Here is an 11,750-nt window from a genome sequence, read left to right on the forward strand (position 1 = left end):
CGTACACCTCGATCCCAAGCCGGTGCAGGGCACCGCCGCTTCCTGCATTTGCAACCGAACGGCGAGACGATTGTACCGAACTCAGCTCGGAGAGCCAGCATGTGGTTCGATTCACACCACTTTCCCGACGCTGATGGGGGCTTTTTGTCGCGCAAGTGTGCGACGGCCCATGCGACTGCGGAGCTTTTCAAGAAACTTGAGCTGCAAGTGTCGCTCGACGTGACTGGCGCGGCATCGGAAGAGATGGTTCGATATCCCGGAGCAGCAAGTTGAAAGAGCCGGACGGCATCAAGAAGGTCCTGCTGATCGACCACATTGAAGGCCAATGCCGGGCCATTGTCGGCTTCAAAGATGGAGATCCAAGATCGGCGTATATGTGCGGCGAGCCTGTATGTCAAAGACCAGGCAAGAAACAGTCGTCATGGTGCAGCTATCACTACGGGCAGATGCACACGACTGCTTCCGAGCAAAGCAGAGCAAGTGGATCAAGTGTGCCTGAGATACCTCGAACAGTGTCGATCGTTCGCTCCCCATGACAGCTATCAAGAACCGCTTGGTCCAGCTCGGGCCGCGTGATCATAGCCCGCGCAACGGGTACCCGAAGCACTCAATCGAGGTCTGGCGAAGTAATTCCAAACTCCGGCTGAACTACACCGGAACCAAAGTGTCTTGCGAAGCTTACGGAGAATGAGTTTGGATCTCTGCACATTGATCGAGCGCAACGCTGCATATGCCCCCGACAAAGCCGCGATCCGTTTCGAGGGACACACTCTGAGCTACTCGGCCTTCAATCGACGGATCGGGCGTGTCTCTTACGCCCTCAAGCGCCGACTCGGCATCAAGAAGGGTGACCGGATCGCGATCCTCAGCCTCAACCGGCCTGACTATCTGACCTTGCTCTATGCCTGCGCGCGGCTCGGCGCAATCCTCGTTCCATTGAACTGGCGCCTTGCGGCCGCCGAACAGGTTTTCATTCTTTCCGACTCCGGGGCACACGTGCTCGTGTTTGAGCAGGCATTTAACGCCGTCTTGCCGGTTCTGACGCGGCAACTTCCCGATATCTGCCTTGTCGGCCTGGACTTCGCGCCGCCCGGCGGAAGCAAGTTGGACGACCTTCTGGACGAAGGCTGTGGGGACGAACGCGATCCACGTGCGGACCTGTCCTGCCCGCTTCTGATCGTCTATACTTCGGGCACGACGGGGCGACCTAAAGGCGCTGTGCTGCGTCAGGACGCATTGCTGTGGAACGGGGTTATGAGTCAGCACATGCATGACTTAACCTCGACTGATCACGCCCTGACCGTTTTGCCGCTCTTCCACGTCGGCGGCCTCAATATCCAAACGACCCCCGGTTTGCATCACGGCGCGACGGTAACTATCCAAAGCCGCTTTTCGCCAGAGGCAACGTTTGATGCATTCGAGCATGACCGGCCCACGCTCGCAGCCTTGGTGCCTGCCATGATGCAAGCGCTAACGGACCATCCGCGATGGGCAAGCACAGATCTATCCGCGCTCAAAGCAATCTGTACCGGATCGACGATGGTACCTCAGCGCCTTGTCGAGCGCTTTGTCAGGCGCGGAGTGCCAGTCTTACAAGTTTATGGTTCGACGGAGACCTCTCCTATCGCTGTCTATACTAAGCTCGGCGCAGATCTCGCACCTGACGGCGCAAGCGGCCTGCCTGGCCTTTGCTGCGAAGCAGCCATCATCGATGACGTCGGCACCAAGTTGCCGCCCGGGATCCCAGGCGAGATCGCAGTACGCGGACCCAACGTCTTCTGCGGATACTGGGGCGATCAGCGGGCAACGCGTGAGGCCTTTAGTGATGGTTGGTATCGCACTGGTGACATCGGCCGCTGCGACGCCGATGGATATTTTTGGGTCCGCGACCGCAAGAAGAACCTGATCATCTCCGGCGGAGAGAATATCTATCCGGCGGAAGTGGAACGTGTGCTCATGAGCCATCCAGATGTCGCCGAATGCGCCGTCGTCGGTCGACCGGACCCGCGCTGGGAAGAAGTCCCGATCGCCTACGTGATCAGGCGACCGGGGGCCCGGATCGGAGCCGAAGCGCTGTTGGCGCACGTCCAATCGCAGCTCGCCCGTTTTAAGGTACCGCGCGAAATCATATTCACGCACGAACTGCCGAAAACGGCGTTGGGCAAGGTCCAGCATTTCATGCTGAAGGTCGACACGCAGTCAAGCCCGTAAGGAGACAGTAATTGAGAACGGCGGATTGGTTAGCCGTAGTTCCCTACTACACCACAGGAGATATCGAGGCGGCGCAATACCGCCTTTCGGTTGGTACCTCCATACGATGCGCCGCAGCGAACTCATCGTTGCTGGCATGGCGGTCTGTGCTTAATCACGCCAGGCGTCGGGGAGATTGTCGTTGCCTCGGATCTTAATCATGAATGCCGGGACAGCTCAAATGTCGGGTGGCGATCTAACAGCAACTCAACTGTCCCTTTCCGCCAACTCCGCATGCCGGTCTGCCTGGTTCGCACAGGAGGGTGATCTAATAGTCTCTCCGGTAGCAATCCCGGCAGACCTGCTATCCTTCATCGGCGCGACGCTCAATTTCGATGCCTCGAGTCTCTCGACGCTTGTGCCTGACGACGCCCGTGAATCGCCGATTCTCAATGATTGCACCCTGCTATCCAATGCTTTCGTCGAGCGACTCAACAGCCATATTCGCCAGAACTCAACTTGGAGAATGTCTGCCTGCTACTCTAGTGAAGGCGTAGCGCGCTTGGCGGCGCTGCTTGGCATCCCGCAGAGCGGGGACGAATTCGCTTTGCAGCGTGGGCCGGATCTCTTGAACCGCAAGAGCCACTTCCGTCAATTGGCGACAAGTGTCGCGCTCCCGCTGCCCAGTGGATGCGCGACCACGAACCCAAACGAACTTTTCAGAGCGGTCACCTCCTTGAGGTCAGAGACCGGCAACGTGATCGTCAAGTTGGATAATGGAGCGGGCGGAGTCGGCAATGTCATCCTGACCGGCAACGAAAGTGGAGCACTTCCTGGGGCGCGAGATACCCGAACGGTTGCTTGGCCATCGTTTGATCCTGAAGCCCTTTGGTCTGAGATGACTACAGCATCCTGCAAGACATTGGTCATTGAATCGTACCACTTGGCTCGCGCTCTGTTCTATCTTGAGTATGAGATAGAGGAGGATGGTTCGATCGTTTTCATCAACAGTGGAAGCATCCGTCTACGTCGCAGCGAAGACCGATCCGAACGGGCGCTCATCTGGACAGGGCTCGAGCTTCCAAGCGACCTAACGAATGAGCAATGGCTGGCTGCCCAGGCGCACGCCTACCGATTTGTCGGGCTGGCGCGAACCTTGGGATATCGCGGAATGATCAACATTGACGGCATTTTCGCGAGCGACGGCCGGCTTTTCTTTAACGAAGCGAACGGCCGGTGGGGCGGAGGGTCAGTGTTACATAGTATTGCCGTCCGGCTGCTGGGCATCGATTATTCCAGTCGCCACGTTATTTCTTCCGTGAGAAACGTTCCATCATGTTCTCTCCGGGCCGCGCTTGATCGGTTCGTCAGGTATGGATTTCTATTCGATGGCACACGCAAGGAGGGCGTGATCCCGCTTGCCGTCGATCAAAATGCAGGCACCGTGGAGTGCCTGGTGATCGCGCCCGATAGGCCAACGGCCCGCGATCTGCAGCACCGGCTCTTGGCAATGGCCAACTGATCACAGACCTTTTAAACTCCTCCATTCATTCGAAGCCATCCCCCGTATCCGCACGTGTGCTTGACACCCGCTGTTGGGAACGTCAGGTCAGTATCTGCTTCTTTCGCTCGAAGTAGACCAATCGTGAACCCAGGATATACCACAAGGTTCAAGGCACGCTCTTGCGAAGCAGGCAGCGTCTGCCAGAAGTTGGCTCCGCGTCCTCACCCCGTTCGAAAGCCGTTTCCGCTAACGGTCCTCATAGGCCGTCAGCAGTGCTTTCGATGATCCGGCGATTTGCGCCGCTGCGTTTTGAACAGAAGTACACCAGCGATCGGCGCTCCCCAGCGTGCACAGGCTTCACCTCGTGTCGGATCCTACATGTGGTGACAAGCACGGCCCCAAACGGCGGTCGAAATACCTGCTGTTCGTATGCGTTCGGATAGACCACGAACTCCCCCCCCTCAAAGTCCCTCGCGAGTTGCACAATCACGGAGTACTCGAAGTCCGGGTCGCTCTCAGCGTCTAAGTGGATGCCAACGAACGAACCGGGAGGCAATCGATGCATCTGGCATCGGCGAATCACGTAATCTGACGATGCCCCCAAGATCTTTTTTAGCGCAAAGCTGCGGTCTTTCCTCTCAAGCAGTTCGATGATCTGCCCTGGAGCTTTGCCCTGCACATTGCTAGGAGGGCGGCCCGGCGGATCTACCCTCACCCGCCTCACGAAGACATTGTGCGAGTCGCCGGCATCTCCGACCCGCACCTCTTCTTCGGGAATTTCCATCTGGAGCTGATCGATCCTCGCCAAATCATCTCGGGTGAACAACGTCTGAGGGGCGATCACGACCGTACCCTTCACCAATAACTCTATACGGTATTTGGTGAGAGCCTCCTCTGACAGCAGACGGGATCTATCGTTCATTGCGCGCGCCATGCGGCTTCACTCCGAGTTTGATCTTAGCGGGTGGCTTCTCACGCCTCGTGCGTCAGGCGGAACGCTTCCTCCCAATGCTCGCCATCGAAATCCTCTATTCTTATGTCTTCGATCGTTCGCTTATCCAAGCATCCAATGTTTACGCTGAAACCCGCGGGGTTCGATCGCGGCCGATAGAACGGCTTTACGCCGCAAATCCGGCAAAACGTGTGACGAGCAATATTCTTATTAAATTGATATGTATTGAGAAAGTCTTCGCCATACTCAATCCTGACCTTATCGCCGGGCACAAGTAGGTGCAGAAACCCGGACATTCGGCAGATGGAGCAGTTGCATCGAACTGCGGAGAGCTCTCGCGGCGCTCGGACGTAGAACTTGACGGCACCACAATGACAACTGCCGTGATGTTCGATCTCCGCAAGGCCATCTTCCTCAATTGAGACACTTTGCAGCAGATCGCAGCACCACTGTAAGCTGAGCCGATAGGCTCGATCGAATTCATCCAAAAAACGACGATTGCCGTCAGCAGGCACAAGTTCGCGAATGAGCCGGGTCGTCATTTCTCCGTGATACTTCTCGGCGGGATCCTCGCCGCCGACATGACTGCGGAAGTACTCCAGATCGTCAGACCGCACATCAAAGGTTTTGACCAGGGTGGTCCACAGTGACTGGATCATTTCCGCAGCATGCAGCTCAAAAGCGACCATGTAGGCGCAGCGCACGACCGGGTCTTTCGATGACAATCCAGCATAGAGGGAATGCAGGTACCGCTTTGTTGTAGCGCTATAATTCGGCTGTATTGTTCTACCGAGTAGTCGCGACGCATCCTTTCTAAGCAGGTTTGAGTGGAAATTTTCAGTCGCCAGAATGTCGGGTAGCGCCGCCTTGCCGCCTCGGAGAACTCGGCCATAACCGCCCGTCTCATCCCAACAGATGAAATTTGCGACCACGCTGGTTAGTTCAACATCCCAGGGAAGGTCTCGGTTGCGACGCATCGCATCAAATATGAGATCCTTTTGCGAGCCTGCCTGCAGGTAAGGGAACGCCTGTGACATCGCCAAGTATTCCGGCAGCAAACTCGCAACTTGGCGTTTGGACATCTCCGTAGCGAACGGATGCAGGCCAGACAGATTTCGCGCTTGCTCAGTCAAGTACTCGCAGAATATCTGCGAAGGTCGATCCAGTTGAACTTGCGACGCTTGAAAAGACCTCATTTGAACCCTAGCGTGAGGAGAGAACTGATGTTTGAGGAGAACTTTTGAAGGTGGCCAACTTGGTCCGACGGGTTTGCGGTCGCGTTCGCCATACAGGCGAACTGCCCCACGACCATCTTGGCAGTACCAGACAGGGCCTCGGGAGATCAGTCCTGTTCATGAGCGCGTCGATAGTAACATGCCCATAGATTGAAGCGACGTCCCTCTCGCGTTGGATTTCTATCCACGAGCAATGCGATCCCGCGAATGGCCAAACGCGCTTCCATCATTTGCTGATATCGGCGTCCGCCAGGCCAAGGGAGGCTCGCCTGACATGCGCAGGCGGCACATCGGACCACCTCGATGCTTTCATCTGCGACCTGTCGTGGACGGATCAAACCTCCTCAGTTGCTGTTCACTGCCTGCTCAGCGCATCCCCTGGGGACTCGATTCGGCATTACCGAGACGAGCCGCATCCGGCGGGCTCTTCGAGGCCTGCAGCCGCGATCTACGCGACATTGCGGCTGCCGGCCGAGCGCGATTGTCTCAAGACAAAGGGATCGCCGCTGCCATTCGCCCGTTCTGCGTGCACTCGTCCAATATCCCGTATTCCTGCACGCTTGTAGCAATTGCTATGCCAACCTTGCACTAAGCGGGCAAATGCCTGAGTACGAAACGGCTATTCAAGGCCGGTGTTTTGAATCTGGCGGGAATCTATGCGCAGTTAAAAGCCGAACAGTGAAGACGCGTTATCGAATCAGCCGACACCATCCGCGGTGGACACAGAGCTATTGAAACGCCAAAGATGGCTCGAAAAGCTACCTCATAGGTGACCGAGCGGAACCTCAAGGCTTGATTTCGCCTCGAGTAGGCGGGCTTCTGGCAATTGATGTTCTGGCGATGAAGAAGCATCCCACGGCGCGCGAGGTCTTTGCCTCGACGCTAGTCCATTGGCGCACGGTCGTTCTCGGGATAATGATGGCGATCCTGACCACGACGACTTTCTATTTCGTCACCGTCTACACCCCGACGTTCGGCAGGACCGTGTTGAAGCTGTCCACGCAGGATGCGCTCTTGGTGACTCTTCTGGTCGCGGTAACCAACTTCATCTGGACTCCAATTGGCGGCATCGTTTCCGACCGTATCGGCCGTAAGCCAGTTCTGCTGGCCATTGCTGGCTTTGCGTTGATGACCGCCTATCCGGCTTTGAGTTGGTTGGTAAGCGCCCCAGTTTCGGCAAGCTGCTTGCGGTGGCGATGATGTTCTCGCTCTACTTTGGCACCTACAGCGGGACTATGCTGGATGCTCTCGTCGAGATCGTGCCTGCGCATGTGCGCACAACGTGCTTCTCCCTGGCCTTCGCGTTCGCGGCGGCCCTGTTTGGTACGTTTACGCCACTCGTCTGTACTTGGCTCATTGAGCGGACTAATGACAAGGCTTCACCTGGATTCTGGCTGATGTTTGCAGTTGCTCTCGGTATCGTCGCGGCACTCACCATCTATAGGAGAACCCCCAAGCCATCGAGAGCTGCGAAGCCTTCTCTTCGGAAATCGCCCGAGAGCGCTTTGGGCGTGCAAGCAGCATCACGCTAGCATGTGATCCTAACCGCTGACGTGTCTTACGGCCTCAATCGATGCGCGGAGCCAGAGTTCGCTCAGCGCACCGACACGGGGCTAGGAGTCGCATCGCATGTCCGACATTGTCGGAAACCAGACACGACGCGATGACGGCATATCTGACACTTTACAAGTAAGCCGTAAGAGTGCCACGTCCCCGGTGATCCGCGTAAGCGGCAGATCGCCATCCAACATAGACACCAGGCCGGCCGCCGCTGGATGTCGGCTGTGAGCGTGGGAAAGTCCTGGTCTGGAGACTGCCTTGTTGCGCTCCGAACAACGGACGGTTCCATCGAATGTGCCGCCGGTTGGGTCACAGCAGGCCGTGATGGACGTTGTCGGATCCGGACTCCGTGCCCACGCCAGCAGTCCGAGCCGTATCGCGGTATAGAACCCTGGCACCGTGTACTCGGATCTATATCGCCCTCAACTCCGCGCCGGTGCGTCGGCTCGGACCGATCGGGCGCACTCTCGAGGGTGTTACCGCTGTCGTTGCGGCTCAGCGCGAGGGCTGGTATCGCGGCAAAATAGCTGGTGAGCATGGAGCGCCTATGGCGGCGGGATGCCGATTGACGCGAGCCTGACGCCATCGCTTGATGGGTCAAGCGGCATCGCCGCTGATGTCATCGAGATGCAGCCTTATGACGCCCGTGCCCATATGCAGCGACCTGTGCGGCCCGATGGTGTACCATCTCGCACTTTTCAGGCGGGTCGCTCGTGCCGCCGCAGCCTCGTGGTTTGCTCGGACACGATGCGCTCCGGCACATCAGTCAGTTCGGACTGCAGGTCGACTCTTGGATTTTGCCATTTCCAGGCGCGACGTCGGGCCGCTCAGTTCTCGGCCGCCTTCGCTGCCGGTGAACAAGGCAATGCGTCTTGTAATCGGACGCATGGAACGCTCGACGTTCACCGCCATCAATTCTCTAGGTTGAAGTTGACCGGCCTGCAGGGTACGCCTTGTGTCGGATCCCGATTCTGCTCCGCCCTATGCGATAATCGTCACCGCAGGGGACTGTCTATGCACTGAGGTCGGATCCGCAACCGCTAATCGGCAGTCTTCGATGACGCTGCTCAATCAAGCACGACAGCCATGTCAGCATTCCGAAATCAGCAAGGCCTTCTGATGTCGCGGTTGTTACAGAGGCCGGGCTCAAAGAGCGCAAGCGACCCCGTCGCAATGAGACTGGGATTCCATCTGATGGCGAGACAGTTCCAAAATCCCCTGTGAGGATGGTTGTCCGAATGTAAGTGATTTCCTTGCCGGACATCCTCCGCTGGCTGTTGCGACAATCACATTACGCGAAAAACACGACCTTTCCGCTACTTCCGTGCTGGCCCATATCCTGCATCGCGTGCGAATGTGAGACAGGAGAGCAGCCAAGATGAAAGCCACGTTTGCGCGATTTCGCTCTGGCCTGCGCGTCACGTGTTATGTGCGCCAACACATCGATGTCGAGCGATGTTCGTCGTCCGGTGGAAACCAACGCGTTTGGCGCGGGTTTCGCAACTTTGAGCGGCTTCGGATCAACCCGCGCCACCACCTCTACCCGCGCGAACAGATGCCTAGAGTCGACACCAATGCCGCTCGCGCGCTGACACAGATGAATGCGCGCCCATTCTGACGCGAGGTGCTCGCACGTGCCCGATAAACTGGATCTTCGGAGTTTCAAGCTACATGCGCAGCGTGATGCCGTACTCAATGAAGTGCATGCGCGCCCGTTTATGCAGCTTGTCCCTCCATTTAAGGTGACGCACTTCGCATTTCTTGCGCAGGGCGATGCGGCCGCAAGCGATCGCCGCGCCTTCGTCACGTTTTGTCGAGAGCGTGACCTTCCAGCTCCGCGGCTCTCAGCGAAACATCACCAAATCGACATCGGCCCCGTTGTGCTTCGCTGGGAGCAGCATGCCGAGTTTGCAACCTTTACCTGGATAGCGAATGGCCCGTTCGCTCGACAGAGCGACGACTCCCAAAGTGCGGTTCACTTCTTGATGCGCGACTTGCGGCAGGAAGGGCAGTTGCTGGTCGCAATCAAGCTGGATGTCGAGCAGCACACCTCCCCATTGAGGCGCGCCGAACAACTTTTCGACAAGAGCAGCCTCGCCATGGCCAGCATAAAGGGCGGAGCAAGTGTTATGGCCTCGGATTTTCGCGTCGACGAAAACGGTTTCACCAAAATTCTTGTCTGCGACCTCGGGCTGACGCCGCACAATCTAGGTGCACTGGTGCAGCGGCTGCTTGAAGTTGAGACCTATCGTCCGTTGGCGCTGCTTGGTCTGTCGGCCGCTCTTGAGCTTGGTCCATTTGTCGATCGCATTGATAGACGTCTCGGTGAGGTGCTCGAAGAAATGCAAGGCGCGGAGGGATTGAAGCTCAACAACCATCTCCTTGCCGAACTGACCGCTTTGGCCGCCTCTTTCGAGCGAGGCGCGACCGGAAGCCTGTATCGCTTCGGCGCCAGCAGAGCTTATTACGAGCTAGTCCAATCCCGACTGTCCATCATCGAAGGCAGTGAGATCACGGACTATCCGACATGGTCGTCGTTCCTGGCTCGCCGGATGGCGCCTGCGATGCGAACTTGTGAGACGACCAAGGATCGTGAGGTAACTCTGTCGGTCAAGTTGGCGCGCGCCGCCGATCTGTTGCGAACCCGTGTCGACGTTGAAATCGAACAGCAGAATCGCGACCTATTGCACGCTATCAATGAACGCACGGGACAACAGCTTCGGCTGCAGTGCACGGTGGAGGGATTGTCGGTCGCGGCGATCGGATATTACGTGGTCAGTTTGTTTGGCTACCTTGCCAAGGGAGCGCACGATGTTGGTCTCCATGTAGAACCCTCTTATCTAACCGCGGCGTGCGTGCCGGTCGCAGTCGGGGTGATCTGGCTGGTTAGTTACAATGCACGAAAGCGACACCTCAAGCATCGCGACGAGCCGTCCGTAACGGACAAGTAAGCATCGATTGTAGCTGATTGACAACAGAGCTTAACGGCAGACATTCCCGCCCCACGTGGCAAAAGTTTTCACCAAGTCGTCGGCGGCCCGGATAGAGGTGATCGCCGACGGGAGGATTGCGCTTCAGCTCCGCTGAACGGTTAGCGCCAGGCTCTACATGCCTCCGTGCATGTCGGTGTGACCAGATGAGCGCCAAACCTTGACGCGTTCAGGACCGTTGCGCTTATCGTCGCCAAGACTCTCCAGGTCAAGCATCGCGGGCTAGCGCCGCAAGATCGGTTTCGAGCTTCGGTTGATGCTTAAAAATAGCATCAATCAACGCCTGCGCTGGTTGCTCGGCGGCCTCCACCAGCGCCGCTTTCTCAGCCCGCGCAGAAGGAGCGAAGACTCGCTTGACGACGGTCGGCGAGCCCTTAAGGCCGCATTTGGAGACGTCCTCGACGCCGGCATCGTGCGCGCTCCATTTCACGATTGGTGCACGCGCAGCACGCAAGGCATCGGCCATCGCGCCGCGCCGGATCTGGCTGGTCCCCTCCAGCATGGTAATGAGACAAGGCAGCCTCGTGTGCAGCACCTGGACCCCCCCTTCGGAGCGTCGCTCCGCTTCAATTGTACGGGCAGCTAGATCGAGGGTTTTTACCTTGGCGACGTAGGTCAGCTGCAGCACACCTAGCCGTTTTGCGATGCCGGGCCCAACCTGCGCGGTATCGCCGTCGATCGTCTGCTTGCCGGTAAACATGAGGTCTGGCGAGCCATATTCCTTGCCAATTTTTCGGATGGCGGTTGCCAGCGCATACGTTGTGGCCAGGGTGTCGGAGCCCGCAAAGCTGCGATCGGTGAGCAGTACGGCGCGATCGGCGCCAAAGGTCAGCGCTTTCCGCAAGGAATCTTCCGCCGATTGCGGCCCCATTGTCAGCACGGTTATTTCGCCGCCGAACCGGTCGCGCAGCTCGAGCGCGGCCTCGAGCGCGAAGAGGTCATATGGGTTAATGATCGTCGGCACACCCTGACGCATGATCGTATTGGTCACGGGGTGCACGCGGATCTGCGCAGAGTCCGGAACCTGTTTAATGCAGACGACAATGTGCACTGAGTTGCTCCAAAGGTTGCGGTAGCTGCGAAAAGAACAGCAAGTGTTGTACCACAGCGCCCGATTTTGGAATCTGTTAGCTGCCACAGAGGCTTAGATAGGTAGATACGCCCCTCCAGCCCGGTGTTCTGGACGAACGAATATCGACACCCGTCGGAACTGCGACAGCGCCATTCCGTTCCGTCCGACCACGGCGCGAAGCCGTGAGCTTGCAAGGCCCACACCGCGACCTCCTGCAGAATTCAAGCTGCAGGTCCGGGCGCGCTCC

7 protein-coding genes and 1 pseudogene are annotated in these 11,750 nt (G+C 57.7%); 5 read left to right on the top strand and 3 right to left on the bottom strand.

Translation table 11 applies throughout. The features are described 5' to 3' along the window. The first annotated feature begins 99 nt into the window (after positions 1-99). From XH92_RS34965 to XH92_RS34975, 3 genes are all read left to right on the top strand, one after another. A complete protein-coding gene (locus XH92_RS34965) occupies positions 100-273 on the top strand; it encodes a hypothetical protein (RefSeq protein ID WP_194456187.1) in 174 nt (57 codons plus the stop codon). Positions 274-693: 420 nt separating this feature from the next. After that, complete coding sequence (locus XH92_RS34970; protein ID WP_194461564.1) at positions 694-2,211, top strand: class I adenylate-forming enzyme family protein; 1,518 nt, start codon at positions 694-696, stop codon at positions 2,209-2,211. A 199-nt stretch (positions 2,212-2,410) separates the two neighbouring features. Beyond that, the gene (locus XH92_RS34975) at positions 2,411-3,712 is read left to right on the top strand and encodes a peptide ligase PGM1-related protein (RefSeq protein ID WP_246787872.1); all 1,302 of its coding nucleotides are present in this window, start codon (positions 2,411-2,413) and stop codon (positions 3,710-3,712) included. A 238-nt stretch (positions 3,713-3,950) separates the two neighbouring features. Here the strand turns inward: XH92_RS34975 and XH92_RS34980 are convergent, their stop codons facing one another. Both XH92_RS34980 and XH92_RS34985 read right to left on the bottom strand, forming a co-directional pair. Further along, positions 3,951-4,628 carry a 2OG-Fe(II) oxygenase gene (locus XH92_RS34980; protein ID WP_194456189.1) on the bottom strand — a complete coding sequence of 226 codons (678 nt, stop codon included), beginning with the start codon at positions 4,626-4,628 and terminating at the stop codon, positions 3,951-3,953. Positions 4,629-4,666: 38 nt separating this feature from the next. Further along, positions 4,667-5,728: a GFA family protein gene (locus tag XH92_RS34985; protein ID WP_246787873.1), complete on the bottom strand. Its 1,062-nt coding sequence runs from the start codon at positions 5,726-5,728 to the stop codon at positions 4,667-4,669. A gap of 987 nt (positions 5,729-6,715) precedes the next feature. Here XH92_RS34985 and XH92_RS34990 point away from each other — a divergent pair. Both XH92_RS34990 and XH92_RS34995 read left to right on the top strand, forming a co-directional pair. Further along, positions 6,716-7,413: pseudogene (locus XH92_RS34990) on the top strand (MFS transporter); the annotation flags it as partial. A gap of 1,662 nt (positions 7,414-9,075) precedes the next feature. Continuing rightward, positions 9,076-10,392 (top strand): DUF3422 domain-containing protein, encoded by a 1,317-nt coding sequence (locus tag XH92_RS34995; RefSeq protein ID WP_246787874.1) that lies wholly within the window; start codon positions 9,076-9,078, stop codon positions 10,390-10,392. A gap of 247 nt (positions 10,393-10,639) precedes the next feature. Here the strand turns inward: XH92_RS34995 and XH92_RS35000 are convergent, their stop codons facing one another. Further along, positions 10,640-11,482 (bottom strand): electron transfer flavoprotein subunit beta/FixA family protein, encoded by an 843-nt coding sequence (locus XH92_RS35000; protein ID WP_194456192.1) that lies wholly within the window; start codon positions 11,480-11,482, stop codon positions 10,640-10,642. Between the last annotated feature and the right edge of the window lie 268 nt (positions 11,483-11,750).

Origin of the sequence: Bradyrhizobium sp. CCBAU 53421, from assembly GCF_015291625.1 — a bacterium.
Taxonomy (GTDB): domain Bacteria; phylum Pseudomonadota; class Alphaproteobacteria; order Rhizobiales; family Xanthobacteraceae; genus Bradyrhizobium.

Excerpts from the sequence above, each read along its gene's own strand:
- XH92_RS34965 (WP_194456187.1), top strand. The coding sequence starts at position 100 with ATGTGGTTCGATTCACACCACTTTCCCGACGCTGATGGGGGCTTTTTG.
- XH92_RS34980 (WP_194456189.1), bottom strand. The coding sequence starts at position 4,628 with ATGGCGCGCGCAATGAACGATAGATCCCGTCTGCTGTCAGAGGAGGCT.
- XH92_RS34985 (WP_246787873.1), bottom strand. The coding sequence starts at position 5,728 with ATGTCCAAACGCCAAGTTGCGAGTTTGCTGCCGGAATACTTGGCGATG.
- XH92_RS34975 (WP_246787872.1), top strand. The coding sequence starts at position 2,411 with ATGAATGCCGGGACAGCTCAAATGTCGGGTGGCGATCTAACAGCAACT.